Here is a 17,522-nt window from a genome sequence, read left to right on the forward strand (position 1 = left end):
CCTCAGCCACCTTGGATTTCGGTTTAATAGTATAATGTTCGTTTAAAGAAAATAAACTTTCTGAACCGATTAGATTCATGTGATGGCTGTAGCTTCTTGGTGGCTGAGGTTCTTGTGGTGGCTGAGGTTCTCGTGGTGGCTGAGGTTCTCGAAGCCACCATAACGTGATTTAAAAGCGTTGTCTGAGGCTCTCAAAGACAAAAGCTAATTCACTCTAGCCGGTGGTTTCGAGGACCTCAACCACCTTGGATTGCGGTATGATAGTATAATGCTCGTTTAAAGAAAATAAACTTTCTGAACCGATTAGATTCATGTGATGGCTGTAGCTTCTTGGTGGCTGAGGTTCTTGTGGTGGCTGAGGTTCTCGTGGTGGCTGAGGTTCTCGAAGCCACCATAACGTGATTTAAAAATGTTGTCTGAGGCACTCGAAGACAAAAGCTAATTCACTCTAGCCGGTGGTTTCGAGGACCTCAACCACCTTAACAACACTATTTATCCAAATCTCTATAGGCTACTGCAAATTCAGGCAACAATTCTGGTGTTCCTTCAATCAACGCTTCTTTCTTTTTTCGGCTCCAGCCTTGTATTTGTTTTTCGCGATAGAAAGCCTGATCGATTCTAGAAAATTCTTCGTAATATACTAAGTTTACAGGAAGANATGGCTGTAGCTTCTTGGTGGCTGAGGTTCTTGTGGTGGCTGAGGTTCTCGTGGTGGCTGAGGTTCTCGAAGCCACCATAACGTGATTTAAAAATGTTGTCTGAGGCACTCGAAGACAAAAGCTAATTCACTCTAGCCGGTGGTTTCGAGGACCTCAACCACCTTAACAACACTATTTATCCAAATCTCTATAGGCTACTGCAAATTCAGGCAACAATTCTGGTGTTCCTTCAATCAACGCTTCTTTCTTTTTTCGGCTCCAGCCTTGTATTTGTTTTTCGCGATAGAAAGCCTGATCGATTCTAGAAAATTCTTCGTAATATACTAAGTTTACAGGAAGACGCTTTTTGGTATGGTTGGCTCCTTCCCCATCCTGATGTTGTTGTAATCTCCGTTCTAAATCAATTGTACTTCCTGTGTAATAACTTCCGTCGGAACATTCTAAAATGTACATATATCCTTTCATCGAATAGACAATAAGAAAATTATATCGTTATACTTAATCTTTCTTTTTCAAACCGTTTTTTTGCAGTAAGTAAAAAGAATATCCAAATTGTAATTGTGAAAAATTCGTATTGATGTTATCTAATTCATGAATTAGTTTATAACGTAGAAATAATTTCCCTGATGAAGAAATATCTAAATTCATACCCACATTAAAGGTATTCAAAAAACGATTCTTAGAAACTAATTTATTATCTTCTATTGATTTAAGGTTTATGTTTGAATCAAAAATTTCAAACCATGATAAACGATCTGACATAAAGAAACTAAATCTTTTCTCTGGTAAAATTTGTAATTTAAATTCTATCGGTATTTCAAGATTATTCAAAAAATCTCCATCTTCTTGGTCAACATTTTCTTTAATACCACTACGTCCAAATAAAAACCCTGTATCCAACGTACCGTTTATTTTTGCATTTTGATTTTCTAGAAAAAAGAGGGTTAAATTCCCTCCTATAGAGTAATTGCGATACTGATATAATGAAAGTGGACTATAATAATTTTCTGAGAAAGGATTCCCACTTCCATCTATTCCATTATAAACAGATGGTAACAAAAATTTATTACTCTTTTCAATTTTAGAAAACTGAAATTGGGCATCAAAATATTGGAGAAAACCGATACCTTCAAAAAACATAGGAATTATAAATAACTTATGGTACCATTTTGTATCACCTCTTTTTGTATTAAGATTAAATCGTTTAGTTACCTCTGTCTGGATTATACCATTAGGGTTTTCTTCATCAAAAACACCTAAAAAGTCGGTAAAAACAACCGCTTCAAATAATTTTGATGATTCTTCGCGATACAATTTTGTTTCTTTTTGATTTTGATCTAAAATAACCAATTGTGGTACTGGACTAATATCATTGGCATTAACATCTACTTTTTTTACATAGCGGATCACATCACTAACATATATCATGAGACTTTCTTCATCTTCTGAAGGATTTGTTTCTTGTGAGACAGTATCTTTTTTCTCATTCTTTTCGATATCATTAAACTGCATTTTTTTTACTTCTAGAATACCCAATGACTCTTTTTGAGCTACCTCAATCTGTTTTAGACTTATTTGATTATTTTCTATTTTTACTTCTAAATCTTTATAAACATCTAAATCTTTTGTTGTCTTTTTTAAGGCAATGAGACTATCTATTTGCGCTTTTTTTTCTTTATACTTATCGTTTACTACTGTATATTGGTTAATTGCTTTTAATAATTCATCCTTAGATTCTTTTAACTCATTAGAAAATGCAATTTTCTTACTAGCAGGAATCATTTTTTGATTAAATTCCGTTTCAGTAAATCGTTCACCTGTAAACAATCTATACTCATTCAATTGTTGAATATTTTTTGTAGAACTTATCCCAATTGAGTATTTGTTATTAAAAGTCACCGGTGTGTTCCCAATTTTTCCATTTACTTGCATTTTTTCTATAAAACCACCAAAAAATGAAATTTCAACCTGAACCTCTGTTAGTTCTGCTTCAAAATTTTTATCAACCGCACCTGATTTGTAATAATAAACCGGTATGTTTTCTTTTAGGTAAATTTTTGCCACTTCTGGTCGCTCTTCTTCACTATTTTGATACGTCACAATTTGTGAAAAGAGTAATGCAATGTGATTATCAACCAAACTATCGGATGGTATAATATTACCATTTGCTTTAGCTTTAATTATTTCACCAAAAACTCTTTTAAATTTTGCTTTAAAATTTGGAAAGGTCAATGGTTTCAATTTAAAACTCTTTTGTTCTCCATCATAATCAAGCGTTATTTCATAAAAATCATCTTTATCCAGTTCCGATTTTACGGTAACATCCCCTGCAATAGTATAATCCTCCGGGCAAAACGCCTTCACTAATCTTTCGGGTAAAACATGCTGTTGTGAAAAAGAGAAACTAGCATAAAACAAACAAATAAGAGGTAATAGTTTTTTCATATAAAGTAATTATTAGTTATGTTTTTAGTAAATAATAAAAATATGTCTTCTGACTCATATTAAATATTGAAAGAAAAATACTACTTTTTTAAATATAAACAACAAAAAATCAAGGAATTAATTAAAAGTTAATACATCTATCATAACATGTCTCATGAAGATTTCTCGAGGTGACTAAGGCACTCGAAGCCAAAGCCACTTTTAACCAAACTTTAAGGAAATGAAACTTCATTCCCTTTTATCTTTGCAATAAAAAACATGAGCCCTAAACTTACTTTAGATATTTGGTCGGATATGCTTTGTCCGTTTTGTTTTATAGGCAAGCGGAATCTTGATAAAGCACTGACACAATTCCCACATGCAGCTGATATAGACATCCGTTGGTACAGCTACCAGTTAGCACCCAACTTGGAATACAACCCCAATAAAGATGCGCATCAGGCACTGGCGGACCACAAAGGAATGCCTTATGAAACCGCCAAACAGTTGAACACTCAAGTAGCCCAAATGGCGGCTCAAGCAGGTATCACTTTTGATATCGATGCTATGAAGTGGGCTAATTCATTTTCTGCACACCGTTTATTGCAATGGTCTAAAACAGAAGGCAAAGCACACGAAATGGAAGAACGTTTATTTGAAGCAGTATTTGTAAGAGGTGAAAACATAAGTGATATCCAACAATTAATAGGCATTGCCAAAGAATTAGGATTATCAGAAGTGGATGCTGAAAAAGCAATCTCAAGCGATATTTTTACTGAAGCTGTACAAGAAGATATTACTAACGCACAGTATGCCGGGTTAAGAGGCGTTCCTCATTTTGTGATTAATGATGAAGCTGCTTTCAGCGGTGCTTTACCTCCAGAAAGTTTTTTACAAGTCCTGACGCAATTCCATGATAAATGGAAAATGGATAAAAATGTTTCTATTAATACTGTAGGTCAAAGCTGTGACATTGAAGGAAATTGCGATTAAATTCGGTTTAATAGAAAACCCAATCTGTTCTTTACTAAAAAGCAGCAGGTAAATTTAACTAACAGACATAATTCCAGATTTTGAAAATAATTCAAGGTCTGGAATTTTTATATTCTTATACTACTCCGTTAATCATTTTTAATGTATTGATACTTCTGCACATGATGGTAATTATGAAACTTTTTCAAAAATTCCTATAAGATTAAAAATCAATTATTTAGTAATTTTATTTTGTAAAAATCTATGGATTTCAATAGCATCTGGAGCTATGAATCTTTTTAATACAAATGTTATGAAAACGATACAAAAAGCAGTACTCCTATTGTTACTGATAGCTGGAATGATGGGAACAACATCGCAAAAAGCTACAGCTCAGGTATCTGTAAGCTTTCAGATGTTTTATGATAATTTAAGTGTTTATGGCAGTTGGATTTCCGACCCAAATTATGGTTATGTGTGGTCTCCAAAAGTGGGTGCCGGATTTGCACCTTACCGTACCAACGGTTATTGGATATTAACGGATTATGGTTGGACATGGGTTTCCAACTACTCATGGGGATGGGCACCTTTCCATTATGGGCGATGGTTTTACGATCCGTATTATGGATGGTTGTGGGTACCGGATACCATTTGGGCTCCTGCATGGGTTACCTGGCGTTACTGTGACGGGTATTATGGCTGGGCGGCTATAGGTCCTAACATCAGTATTTCAATTGGCAGTACCTATAGTGTCCCTTATAATCAATGGGTATTTGTGAGAGAAAGGGATTTCGGCAGAAGAAACATCAATAACTATTATGTAAGCACTTCCAATAACAGAACTATTATCGGCAAATCGGTCGTAATAAACAATATTAAAACAAATAACGGAAACAGATACTACGCCGGACCGGAAAGAAACCATGTTCAAAAAAGAACTGGTAACGCAGTAACACATTTTGGTCTGAGAGAAAGAAATAGCCCAGGCCAAAAATTAAGTCAAACCGAATTACAATTGTACAAACCCAGAGTGGAACGAAGCAACAAAGGAAAAAAAGCGTTTCCTGCTATAGTTACCGACAGAAAAAGCTCTAATCAAAATCGTGAAAGAAGGGTTGAACAAAAAATGAACAATGAGGAAAGACAAATGCCGCAACGTAATGAACGCCGGATAGAACAACCGCAAAGACAGAATAATGAACCAATGCGTAAAATGCCACAGCACCGTCAACCTGAAATGCAGCAAAATAACCCACAGGAAAGAAATCAGGAAAGACGACAATACAATCAACAGGCAGAACCACGACGTATGGAACCATCATCACAAAGAAAGGAAATGCCACAACGCAGAAATGAAAACTCACGCCGGCCTGTGAAACAAAATCATGAAAATAATCCTCATTAATAAAGCTGATTCCTATTGAAGGAGGTTTAATTATAAATTTGACCTAATTAAATAGAGGAGATTTTACTCCTCTATTTTTTTATAATCTATTTTGTTTTCTTCTAAAAGAATTCATTTTATTATTTTTGCTTTTATCATTTTATGGAAGAAAAATACACGCTGTTACGCAGGCATATAGAAGAAATCATACCACTCACTGATGAGGAGTGGACTTTCGTATCGCAATTTTTCAAATATAAAAAAATGAAAAAGCATCAGTTTCTGGTACAGAAAGACGAAGCTGTCCCTGCGGAATTCTGGATTATCAGCGGACTTACCAAAGCGTATGCTATAGACGGTAACGGGAAAGAACACATTCTTCAGTTTGCTTTGGAACAATACTGGACAACCGACTTTAATGCTTTCCAAAATCAGATTCCGGCTACTATTTTTATTGATTGTATTGAAGATTCAGAGTTTTTCTCTCTTCGTTTGGAAGATCGTGAAACGCTTTGTGTTGAAGTTCCTAAAATGACAAACTTCTTCCGAATAAAATCACATCACGGCTATATTGCTTTACAACAACGTATATTATCATTGCTCACCGAAACAGCCGAAGAGCGATACAACAACTTGATTAAAAAATTACCCAAATTAATACAGCGCGTTCCTAAAAAGATGTTGGCGGCTTATTTGGGCGTTACCAGAGAAACATTGAGTCGTCTGAAAGGATAAAATGTGACCTACATCACTTTAAAAGGTTGACATACCTCCTCGCGTAGTTTTTCAATTGTGCTGAATTTTGTACTGTTAATTTTAGCAATACAGATATGAAAACAATTGATAGTGTAAATACACTCGAAACGTATACTGAATCAAACAAAATCCCAGCGTCTTTATGGGCATTAACGATTAGTGCCTTTGGAATTGGTACCACCGAATTTGTTATTGTTGGTTTACTGCCTACAGTAGCAGCTGATTTAAATATTAATATTCCTTCGGCGGGTTTATTAGTGAGCCTTTATGCCATAGGTGTAGCCATAGGAGCGCCAATATTAACGGCTTTAACGAATAGTATTCCAAGAAAAAAATTGCTTATTTACTTAATGCTGCTTTTTATTGTTGGTAACGGATTAGCTTCAATTGCGCCCAGTTTTACTACTTTAGTTATTGCCCGAATCATTACCGGTTTTGCTCACGGAGTGTATTTTTCCATTGGCTCAACCATTGCAGCAGCTCTGGTTCCTGCTCATAAAAGAGCTTCGGCAATATCTATTATGTTTACAGGTCTGACTGTAGCCATTGTAACAGGAGTTCCCTTTGGTACTTTTATCGGACAGCAATTTGGATGGAGAGCTACCTTTATTGGCGTGGCAGCTTTGGGATTAATAGGTTTAATTTCCAGCTGGATTTTGGTTCCTGATCAAATCAAAAACGAACCAAGAACTTCATCATTACTAAGTCAGTTTAAAATATTGACAAACGGACGTTTACTGTTGGCTTTTCTGATGACGGCTTTAGGTTATGGCGGAACTTTTGTTGCCTTTACTTATTTGTCTCCTATTCTTCAAAAAGTGATGGGATTAAGCGAATCTATGGTAAATATGATATTGGTAGTCTACGGAGCAGCTATTGCATTGGGAAATCTTATCGGAGGAAAAGTAGCCAACAAACAGCCTTTAAAAGCATTGCTTTGGATGTTTATTTTACAAGCTATAGTGCTTTTTATTTTCACTTTTACTGCCAATGACCCTATACTGGGAGTTATTACGTTATTCATAATGGGAGCTTTATCGTTTTCAAATGTTCCCGGTCTTCAACTGTATGTGGTACAACTTGCCGAAAAACACATGCCCGGAACAGAAGATGTGGCTTCAGCGTTTAATATTGCTGCTTTTAATGTAGGTATCGCTATTGGAGCTTATGTGGGCGGACTTACAGTAGCTTCTTCATTAGGATTGGGAGCAACACCATGGATCGGGGCAATATTGGTTGTGTTGGCAATTATCGTCACTTTTATTAGCATTAAAATCAATAAAAATAATTCACATAATTCTTAAATTTATAGGTATGAAACAATTAGCACAACATTTACAGAAACTCATGATGATCATTGCCGGCTTCGTCATTATGAGTTCAGGAACAGAAGCAATGGCACAAATTAAACAATCTAAAAAAATGAAAAAAATCTTATTTGTTGTTACCAGTCACGATAAAAAAGGCGATACCGGTCAGCCTACAGGGTATTATTTAAGCGAAGTTTCCCACCCATGGGAAGTACTGCACGAAGCAGGTTATGAAATTGATTTTGTGAGCCCTAAAGGAGGTAAAGCACCTGTTGACGGATTTGATTTAACGGATCCGATTAATAAAAAGTTTTGGGAGAATGATGCATATCGCAACAAGATTGAAAATACATTAAAGCCTTCTGAAGTTGTTCCTTCAAATTATGTTGCTATACATTACGCGGGCGGACATGGTGCTGTATGGGATTTACCAAATGATGTTGAAATTGCGTCTATTGCAACCAAAATCTACGAAAATAACGGAATTGTAAGTGCTGTTTGTCATGGTCCTGCAGGAATTGTGAATATTAAATTGAGTAATGGAAAATATTTGGTTGACGGCAAAAAAGTAAATGCATTTACCAATGAAGAAGAAATTGCTGTTGGTTTAGAAAAAGTGGTTCCATTTTTATTGGAAGACAAACTAAAGGAAAGAGGAGTGATTTTTGAAAAATCAGGGTTATGGCAATCCCATGTAGTTTCAGACCAGCGTTTGGTTACAGGACAAAATCCGCAATCTGCTGAAGCTGTTGGAAAAGCAGTTCTTACTGAATTAAATAAATTGTAACCGCTGACAAGCATTTCTTATACCTGACAGGTTCTTAATACCTGTCAGGTATAAGAAATTATTTTAAAGTAAACTTCACAATTCTGTTTTTCCCCGAAGCAACAGCTGTTTTATTGTCAATAAATCTAAAAGCTATAAAGTCTTTATCAGGCAATAACTGCTGCCATTTTTTACCACTGTCCCGAGAATAAAAAACACCGGTGGCTCCAGCAGTCAAAATGCATTTTCCATTTGTATCAGGCAGGAATTGAACACATGAAGCATACCCAAAAGCGGCATTCTCTGCAATCAGTTTCCACTTTTTTCCTCCGTTGAAAGTAATTGCTTTATTTTGTAGGTTTTGTTCCAATTTTTCGTAATTACCGCCTGCAATAATTCCAATGTTTTCATCATAAAAATCAGAAGTAAATACTCCTGTCATGGCCTTACCCTGAACAATAGGTGTTTCATACCCAATCCATGTTTCTCCTTTATCTGCAGAAACATAAAACTTCGATTTTACTCCACCTGAAACCATAAAAAGCTTACCGTTTCTGTAAGTAATATTAGTGTTACTGGCTGCGAAAAATGCTTCGCCTTCAGCAAATTTCGGCAGACCTGTGCAGGATAATTTATTCCAGGTATTTCCTCCGTCTGAAGTTTTAATAATGGAAGGACAGCCATCTGTAGGATCCCCAATGGCAATGCCTTCTTTTTCATTCATAAAAAGGATGGCATCATAAAATACTTTTTCATGCTTTTCTTCATATACCAGACTGATTTGCTTAGATTCCTTATCAATTTTGTAAAGCAGGGCCGGATTGGCTACACTTAAAATAAAAACAGATTCAGGAGTCTGCGCTAAACTTCGGAATTCGAGTTTTAAATTCTCTTTTTCAATGATTGCAGAAAAATCAGCCGCTCCGTTTAAAGAAATATACCCGTATTTACCGTTTGAAGCCCCATACCAGACTTTATCTTTGTCAATGGCCAATGCTCTGCTGCTCATTTTTTCATTTAATAATGTATCCACAACTATTTGTGTATATCCGGGAGACTTTATTAAATTCTTATCTGTAGAACAGGATAATTGTATAAAAATCATAAAAACGACCGCCAATCGAATTGATAATAGTTTCATATTCAGTGATTTATTTTTTTAGTATGTAAATTTTGCCTAAAAATACAAAGTATTATCTGCAAATATTTTACTTTTGATGTTTATTTTATTAACTTCAGTATGAGCGCATCGCATCATCAAGACCTCCACAGCAAATATACTCTGGGTGGAATTCTTGTAACTCTTGGAATTATTTACGGTGATATTGGTACTTCACCTTTGTATGTAATGAAAGCCATTATTGGCAATCATGCAATTAGTCCGGATGTTGTTTTAGGCGGAATTTCTGCCATCCTTTGGACATTAACTTTACAAACAACTTTAAAATATGTAATCATGACGCTTTCTGCCGATAACAACGGTGAAGGTGGAATTTTTGCATTGTATGCTTTAGTTAAAAGGACTAAAGTAAAATGGTTAATCATACCGGCTATTATTGGCGGTTCTGCCTTACTGGCCGATGGTATTATTACTCCTCCTATTTCGGTTTCATCAGCTGTTGAAGGTTTACAATTGTATTTCCCTGAAATCAATACGGTGCCGATTGTAATAGGTATCCTGATAATGCTATTTATTATACAGCAGTTTGGCACCAGTCTGGTGGGTAAATTTTTTGCTCCTATGATGACAATCTGGTTTGGAATGCTGGCAATTCTTGGGATTATTCAAATTTCAGATAATTTTGATGTATTAAAAGCTGTAAACCCATACTATGCAATCCATTTATTGCAGATACATCCGGAAGGATTTTATGTGTTAGGTTTCGTTTTCCTTTGTACAACAGGGGCTGAAGCTTTATATTCTGACATGGGGCATTGCGGACGTCAAAACATTAGAATCAGCTGGATTTTTGTAAAAATTGCGTTGATATTAAACTATTTCGGACAAGGAGCATATTTAATCAAACATCAGGGAGAAACTTTAAAAAGTATCAATCCAAATAACATTAACCCGTTTTATTTAGTAATGCCTGATTGGTTCCAGCCATTTGGAATCCTTATTGCTACATTAGCTGCGGTAATTGCCTCTCAAGCCTTAATTTCAGGCTCATTTACTTTGATCAACGAGGCAATGCGCTTAAATTTCTGGCCGAAAGTTAAAATTAAATACCCAACAGTTTTAAAAGGGCAATTGTATATCCCTTCAATCAATTGGTTATTATTGGCTGGCTGTATAGGTATTGTTTTATACTTTAAAGAATCAGGAAAAATGGAAGCCGCTTATGGTCTTGCAATTGTACTTTGTATGATTATGACAACGATTTTATTAATGTACTATATGGTAATCAAACGCATAGCTGTTTATATAATCGTACCGGTTGTTCTGTTCTATCTTACAATTGAATTGAGCTTTTTGGTTGCCTGTTTAGACAAATTCCCTCATGGTGGTTATGTGACTATAATTATTGCATCTGCTTTGATTGCTATTATGGCGATTTGGTACAAAGCAAAACAGATTGGTAAAACATATACCAAATTCGTTAAAGTCGATAGTTATAAAAAAGTACTGGCAGAATTAAGTGTAGATTTATCAATTCCTAAATATGCTACACATTTGGTTTACATGACAAATGCAGGACGTACTGATGAAATTGAAGAAAAAGTAATGTATTCTATATTGCAGAAACGTCCTAAAAGAGCTGACATGTATTGGTTCATTCACGTTAATGTTACTAACGAACCTTATAAAAAAGAATACCGTGTTACTGAAATCATAAAAGACGATCTATACCGTATAGACTTCAATCTTGGATTTAGAGAGCCAACCAAGATTAACTTAATGTTTAAAGAAGTTATCAAGGATATGGTTGAAAAGGGTGAAGTGGATATCACCAGCCGTTATGAATCTTTGCATAAAAACAAAATTTTAGGTGATTTCAAATTTGTACTTTCTGAAAAATATCTTTCAAACGACAGTTTCCTGAGTTTTTACGAAAAAGTAGTCATGAATACATATTTCTTCTTAAAACAGTTCTCACTTTCTGAAGAAAAGGCCTTTGGATTAGATATCAGTTCAGTAAAAATTGAAAAATTCCCAATGGTGCTTCATGCTCCTGAGAAGATTGAAATGACACGAGTTTATAAAGACTGATTACTATGATTTCATACAATCCTAAAGATTGGTTTACATTTATATTCAAATTTCATAAAGCGGATACTTTCAGACAATTATTACCGCTGATGATAAGCATAGGTATTTTTTCGGGTATCATTGCATATCTTGAATTGGAGCATTTTAATTTAGCTGAAAATCATAATTTAAAAAACATTCCCATCATGCACGGCATGCTGGGATTTGTTATTTCATTATTACTCGTTTTTAGAACAAACACCGCTTATGACCGTTGGTGGGAAGGCAGAAAGCAATGGGGAGCTTTAGTAAACAACAGCCGTAATTTAGCGATAAAACTATCTGCTTTGCTTACTGAAAAAGAGGATAAGATTTTCTTTAAAAAAGCTATTCCTAATTTTGCCCACATATTAAGTTTACATTTAAAAGATGAAACGATAAGTCATGAACTTTTTGAGGAGTATAACATTAATGTTGAACACAAAAAGCACAAACCAAATCAGTTGGTAAAACTGATGTCTAAAAAACTGTTCGAATTAAAAAGAAACGGCAAACTTACAGATGAGAACCTTATTTTCATCAATCCTGAAATCACTTCATTCTTAGATATCTGCGGAGCCTGTGAAAGAATCAAGAATACTCCTATTCCGTTTTCATACAGCGTATTCCTGAAAAAATTCATCTTCTTTTATGTAATGACATTACCTTTTGGATATGTCTTTAGCTTAGGCTATTACACCATTCCGGTTGTTATTTTTATTTTTTATGTTTTGGCCAGTTTGGAATTAATCGCCGAGGAAATTGAAGATCCTTTTGGTAATGATGAAAATGATTTACCAACACAAAGAATTGCCGAAAACATTAAAAAAAATATAGAAGAAATATTATAAAAAAATGTCCGTTTAGAACGGACATTTTTTTTATTTGATTATTAATTTCTTTACTGCTGTTTTATTTCCTTCTTTTATCTTAACAAGATACACTCCTGAGGTCAGATTTAAATCAAGTCTCGAATCAGGCTCGTAACCTGCATTATATACTTTTTGACCGGTAATACTGAAAACTTCTAAATCGGCAGCATTTTTTAACCCTGCAATTTGAAGAATTCCATTTGAAGGATTAGGATACATAATAACATCAAGTATCTCCTGTCCGTCATTCGAAAGTGTTGCCGACCATGTCTGCCCGAACTTGCTTCCAAATACATAATCTGCCAATTCCGGATAATCAATAAATGGATTTCTGTTTTTCTGCCAATTGTAAATCACATTGTTTCGGTTCATTTCAAAATCATCAGCGCTGTCAGTTTTGTTCCAAGCTAATAATGTTGCTAAATCACCTATATTGCCAACCGGAGTTTCTGATGGGAATCCATTAACTACATTTAATCCGTTATATCGAACACACATATAAAATATTGCTCTGGACACATCCCCTCTCCAGCTTCCTGCTGTTCCGGAAGGACCATTGTAATCATCAGTTCCTGAAGGGTCCACACCAAAATTTTTATTATTCCGAGAGGAATTTTCAGGACTATCCTCAGCGCGAATGTGATGCGCATCTGCTCCGCCTGCGGTAATATCATCTGCATCAGTAGGTAACCATGCATCTATTCCGTCATTCGGCAGACTATCATCCAGTTGAAAATCTCCTCTTGACTGGCAATAAATATGTTCTCTGTTCCATTTCCCTGTACCGCTTGAACCTTTATGCTGATCTAATTTTGACCTTGACTGCTCTACATACATCAACCATACATTACTGCTGTTTGCCGGATCAGTATCTGCTTCTTTTAAAATATCCCAAACATCCGCATAGCTATGCTCCCTAACTATTGATGGATCTGCAATAATATCCTGAATAGCCTGTTTTAACTGATTTCCTGACTTTCCTTCCAGCGAATCATAATAACCTGCCGGAATATTTCTTGATACCAAACCATGAGTGGGATTTAAAGGATTACCCCAGGTTTGTACTATATAATCATTATCATGTATCCTTACATTTATATTATTGCTGACAAGCTCATATTCTGAAGGTAATTGATTGATGACTAAAATCAATGTTTCATCCCCTTCATTCAAAACATCATCTATCAATGAAAAATTAATCACAGCGTTGTTGGAACCAACAGGAATTGTTGCTGTTAAACTTCCTGTGTAATCATCAGTTGTAAAAGTTCCGTTTTCAATTGAATAGATTAAATTCAAATCTGAACCCGTCACAGGTGTCTGTGTACTAAAGGTAATTTGAAAATTATTTCCTTCTGTTAAATTTCCTAATGGATTTAAAGTGGCAGTTACTCTGTTAAAGATAAAACCTGAACCATCATTATTTGCTCCAGGTGTAGGTAATTTTACGTCATAACTTCCGTCATTTTTTCTTTGAATGGAGTGAGTATCCTTGGATGCATTCAAATTTTCATTAATACTGGTAAAAGTTCTCCCGGATAAATTCAAAGCATCTATAATAGCAGTCGCTGTAACAGAACCTCCTATATGATATACAATTGCATCAACCAAATTAGTTGCTGATGCTGCTGTACCTGTTGGAAAATCATTCCCGTTCCCTAAATAAAGACCTATAGCATCAGGACCATTTTGAATATTATCTATTTCATTTGCAAAATATCTGTTGGGTACCGGGGAAATCTGAGGCCCGCCTATAGTTGCTATTCCATTGACATTTGTTACAATACCGTCTAAATCATAGGCTCTGTAGGATGCATTTGATGTACCTCCGGAACCTGCATTAAAAAAAACCAGAACATAACCGTCAAGAGAAAAGTTTGGAGTTGAAGACTTAAACTCAACAAACTCTTTATAATCAGAACTTGCCTGATCAGCATCCAGTTCATTAATAACAACTTGTGAAAAGGCTTTCAGTGAAAATATTAAACCTAATACTGCAAAAAATAGTTTTTGTTTCATATAAATAATTTGGGGGGAGCGCAATTTAACTATTTTTTCAAATTAAAAACCAAATTCTTACAAAATATTCAAAAAAGAGGGCGAATCAATAATTAAATTTCAATAAAAAACAGCAGCATCAATTTTATACCGCTTAACGGTATTAATTATTATTTCACTACATTGCATTTTAAATTTTATTTTTTGAAAAAAATATTCCAAATACTGTTACTATTTATTTTAAACTCCCACTGGAACAGTTGGGCACAGCAAAAAATAGCAATAAAGGCCAAATTAATTCCTGAAAAAAACAGCCTTTTTGTACAACAAAAAATAGTTTATAAAAACAATACAAATCAGTCAGTAAACAAATTAATTATTAACGACTGGAATCATAGCTATTCCAACAGGAAAACCAAATTAGGCCAACGGTTTTCTGATCAGTTTGTAAGAAATTTTCACCTGTCTTCCGCTAAAGAAAGAGGAAATACAACTATTGAAAAATTAACAATCAATCAATTTTATGCAAATTGGTGCCGTATTGACGACCAGATTGATTTAATTGAACTGCAGACACCACCGTTAAAAAAAGGCGAATCAATTACAATTGATATCGAATACGAACTAAGAATACCCGATGCTAAATTCACCAAGTGGGGTGTCAATAAAGGCAACTATTACTTAAAAGACTGTTTTTTACTGATAGCTAAAAATCAAAACGGCGTAAATCTGCAATACAGCAATGAAAATATTGAAGATGCCGCACTTGAAGAAATTGAAAACATTACATTTGAATTTGACATTCCTGAAAATTATAAGATAACATCAAATTTACCGCTTTCCGCTCCTACTCTTTTTAATGGAAAGAATTGTAAAGAATTTCAGTTTTCAATAGAAAAAAACTTATCATTCGAAACTTTTCTCAATGATAAAATGACGGTGGAAACCAATCTTTACGGTTCAAGAATCAATGAAATACAAAAAGCTTTGATTATTGATAAAATCATTAATTATTTTGATGAAAAACTCGGGGCTTCAAAAGAAAAAAAAAATAATTGTATCACAGGTTGACTATGACCGAAATCCTTTTTACGGCTTAAACCAATTACCTTCTTTTATCAGTCCTTTTCCAAATTCATTTCTTTACGAATTGAAATTTTTAAAGGCTTATTCGCAAAATTACCTTAAACAGAATTTAAACATAAATCTCAGAAAAGACCATTATTTACTCAACGGAATTCAAAACTACCTGTTAATCAATTATATTGAAGAAAACTATCCTGATTTAAAATTGGTAGGAACTTTAGGCAATTTCAAAATAACGAAAAGCTATCAATTGGCCAAGGCTGAATTTAACGACCAATATTTTCTTGCTTATTTACTGATGGGGCGTAAAAATCTTGATCAAAGCCTTACCGAATCAAGAGAAAACTTAGTAAAATTCAATGAGCAGATTGCATCAAGATATAAAGCAGGATTGACTTTTAAGTTTTTAAGCAAATACCTCAATAACGATGCATTGGATAAAAGTATTATCCAGTTTCTGGAAATCAACAAAACACGGTTTACAACCTCAAAAGATTTTGAAACAATTTTAAAATCCAATTCAAAAGAAAACTTAGATTGGTTTTTTAATGAAATGATTGATTCCAATAAGCAAATTGATTATGCTTTCGGCAGAAAAAAAGAAGAAAAAAATACAATTACCATTGCTGTAAAAAACAAATCAGAAAGCATGGTTCCTTTTATGGTAACCGGGTATAAAAAAAGAACGAAAGTATTTGAAAAATGGATAAAACCACATCAACTTAAAGATACATCTATTACTGTTTTTAATGACAGTATAGATCGACTGGCAATCAACCGAGATAATTATTTTACAGAAATAAACAACCGCAACAATTTTAAAAGTTTAAAAGGCTTTTTAAGTTCAAACAAACCCTTCAAATTTGCTTTTATAAGAGATATTGAAAATGCAAAATACAATCAGGTATTTTATTATCCGGAAATAGGTTACAATGTTTATGACGGCGCAATTATAACTTTAGCATTAAATAACAGAAGTTTAATAGAAAGACCCTTTACCTATAATTTAAGTCCCAGTTATTCTACATCCACACAGTCAATTACTGGTGCAACCTATTTTAATTATGTTTTCAATTCTCCAAATAAAAGATTTTTTCAAACCAGAGTATCATTTACAAGTGCTTACTTTCATTATATAGAAAATGCCTCCTATTTAAGGATTACACCATCAGTATTGTTTCGTTTCAGAGAAAACCAAATAAAAGAAAACAAATCAAAGTCATTATTTTTACGCCAGATAATCGTAAAAAAAGAATATAGTCCGCTTGCAGTTAATGACAACAGTCCTTTAAATTATTCGGTATTTGATGCCAGATTCGCAATAGGTGACAGTGAAACAGCTCAGGGCTATGGGGTTTTAACCAATCTGCAGTTTGGGGATAAATTTGGAAAATTAATATCAGAAGTAAATTACAGGAAATTATTTGAAAGCAATTATCAAATAGGGTTCCGTTTTTATGGTGGATTATTTTTATACAATAATTCAAATACCGATTATTTCAGTTTTGGTCTCGACCGTCCAAAAGATTATTTATTTGACTATCAGTTTTACGGAAGAAGCGAAAGTTCAGGCTTTTTCAGTCAGCAGATTATTATTGCCGAAGGAGGTTTCAAATCCAAATTCGTTAATCCTTATGCCAATCAATGGATGAGCACATTAAATATTACCTCTTCAATATGGAAATGGATTCAATTATATGGCGATATAGGAGCTTATAAAAACAAAGGGCTAAATCCAGAATTTGTTTATGACAGTGGCATACATTTTAATCTGGTTCCTGATTATTTTGAAATATATTGTCCTGTATATTCTAAAAACGGCTGGGAAATTGCTGACAAAAATTATGGTGAAAAAATAAGATTTCAATTTACTTTAAACCCAAAAATATTAATTGGAATTTTTACCAGAAAATGGTTTTAAAAATCATAAAAAAGCATGTTTTTTATGATTTTTTATTACATAAATTAAATTTTTATTGAATTATTTAAAATTTAAACATTCAAAAAAGACTTTAAAATAGAAAATGTATAATTAATATTTTCGCATCAAAGTTAGATTATATCGT

General features: G+C 34.1%; 14 protein-coding genes. 9 read left to right on the forward strand and 5 right to left on the reverse strand.

The window, feature by feature from the left end:
• Window positions 1–488: 488 nt before the first annotated feature.
• From EZM65_RS07250 to EZM65_RS07260, 3 genes are all read right to left on the reverse strand, one after another.
• Window positions 489–734: a hypothetical protein gene (locus EZM65_RS07250; protein WP_248574834.1), complete on the reverse strand. Its 246-nt coding sequence runs from the start codon at window positions 732–734 to the stop codon at window positions 489–491.
• 96 nt (window positions 735–830) lie between these two features.
• Entirely contained in the window at window positions 831–1,112 is a 282-nt protein-coding gene (locus EZM65_RS07255; protein WP_248574835.1) for a GIY-YIG nuclease family protein, read from the reverse strand.
• 45 nt (window positions 1,113–1,157) lie between these two features.
• Window positions 1,158–3,104: a hypothetical protein gene (locus EZM65_RS07260; RefSeq protein ID WP_136667894.1), complete on the reverse strand. Its 1,947-nt coding sequence runs from the start codon at window positions 3,102–3,104 to the stop codon at window positions 1,158–1,160.
• A gap of 258 nt (window positions 3,105–3,362) precedes the next feature.
• Here EZM65_RS07260 and EZM65_RS07265 point away from each other — a divergent pair, with 258 nt between their 5' ends.
• The 5 genes from EZM65_RS07265 (at window position 3,363) to EZM65_RS07285 (ending at window position 8,292) form a co-directional block, all read left to right on the forward strand.
• Entirely contained in the window at window positions 3,363–4,076 is a 714-nt protein-coding gene (locus EZM65_RS07265) for a DsbA family protein (protein ID WP_136667895.1), read from the forward strand.
• A gap of 292 nt (window positions 4,077–4,368) precedes the next feature.
• Window positions 4,369–5,460 (forward strand): DUF6600 domain-containing protein, encoded by a 1,092-nt coding sequence (locus EZM65_RS07270; protein WP_136667896.1) that lies wholly within the window; start codon window positions 4,369–4,371, stop codon window positions 5,458–5,460.
• A 141-nt stretch (window positions 5,461–5,601) separates the two neighbouring features.
• Entirely contained in the window at window positions 5,602–6,174 is a 573-nt protein-coding gene (locus EZM65_RS07275; protein ID WP_136667897.1) for a Crp/Fnr family transcriptional regulator, read from the forward strand.
• 95 nt (window positions 6,175–6,269) lie between these two features.
• The gene (locus tag EZM65_RS07280) at window positions 6,270–7,499 is read left to right on the forward strand and encodes an MFS transporter (protein WP_136667898.1); all 1,230 of its coding nucleotides are present in this window, start codon (window positions 6,270–6,272) and stop codon (window positions 7,497–7,499) included.
• Window positions 7,500–7,509: 10 nt separating this feature from the next.
• A complete protein-coding gene (locus EZM65_RS07285; RefSeq protein WP_211196200.1) occupies window positions 7,510–8,292 on the forward strand; it encodes a type 1 glutamine amidotransferase domain-containing protein in 783 nt (260 codons plus the stop codon).
• 58 nt (window positions 8,293–8,350) lie between these two features.
• Here EZM65_RS07285 and EZM65_RS07290 read toward each other — a convergent pair whose 3' ends face one another.
• Window positions 8,351–9,412 (reverse strand): oxidoreductase, encoded by a 1,062-nt coding sequence (locus EZM65_RS07290; protein WP_248574836.1) that lies wholly within the window; start codon window positions 9,410–9,412, stop codon window positions 8,351–8,353.
• A gap of 99 nt (window positions 9,413–9,511) precedes the next feature.
• Between EZM65_RS07290 and EZM65_RS07295 the strand changes: the two genes are divergently transcribed.
• Complete coding sequence (locus EZM65_RS07295; RefSeq protein ID WP_136667899.1) at window positions 9,512–11,482, forward strand: KUP/HAK/KT family potassium transporter; 1,971 nt, start codon at window positions 9,512–9,514, stop codon at window positions 11,480–11,482.
• Window positions 11,483–11,487: 5 nt separating this feature from the next.
• On the forward strand, window positions 11,488–12,351 hold the full coding sequence (locus EZM65_RS07300; RefSeq protein WP_136667900.1) for a bestrophin family protein: 864 nt from the start codon (window positions 11,488–11,490) through the stop codon (window positions 12,349–12,351).
• 30 nt (window positions 12,352–12,381) lie between these two features.
• Here the strand turns inward: EZM65_RS07300 and EZM65_RS07305 are convergent, their stop codons facing one another.
• Window positions 12,382–14,391 carry an endonuclease gene (locus tag EZM65_RS07305; protein ID WP_136667901.1) on the reverse strand — a complete coding sequence of 670 codons (2,010 nt, stop codon included), beginning with the start codon at window positions 14,389–14,391 and terminating at the stop codon, window positions 12,382–12,384.
• 183 nt (window positions 14,392–14,574) lie between these two features.
• Between EZM65_RS07305 and EZM65_RS15700 the strand changes: the two genes are divergently transcribed.
• Both EZM65_RS15700 and EZM65_RS07310 read left to right on the forward strand, forming a co-directional pair.
• Window positions 14,575–15,441, forward strand: a complete 867-nt coding sequence (locus tag EZM65_RS15700) for a hypothetical protein (protein WP_248574837.1) — start codon at window positions 14,575–14,577, stop codon at window positions 15,439–15,441.
• The gene (locus EZM65_RS07310) at window positions 15,389–17,377 is read left to right on the forward strand and encodes an aminopeptidase (protein ID WP_248574838.1); all 1,989 of its coding nucleotides are present in this window, start codon (window positions 15,389–15,391) and stop codon (window positions 17,375–17,377) included. The genes EZM65_RS15700 and EZM65_RS07310 overlap by 53 nt, the downstream gene beginning before the upstream one ends.
• Window positions 17,378–17,522: the final 145 nt, after the last annotated feature.

Source organism: Flavobacterium sp. H122, assembly GCF_004959765.1.
Taxonomy (GTDB): domain Bacteria; phylum Bacteroidota; class Bacteroidia; order Flavobacteriales; family Flavobacteriaceae; genus Flavobacterium.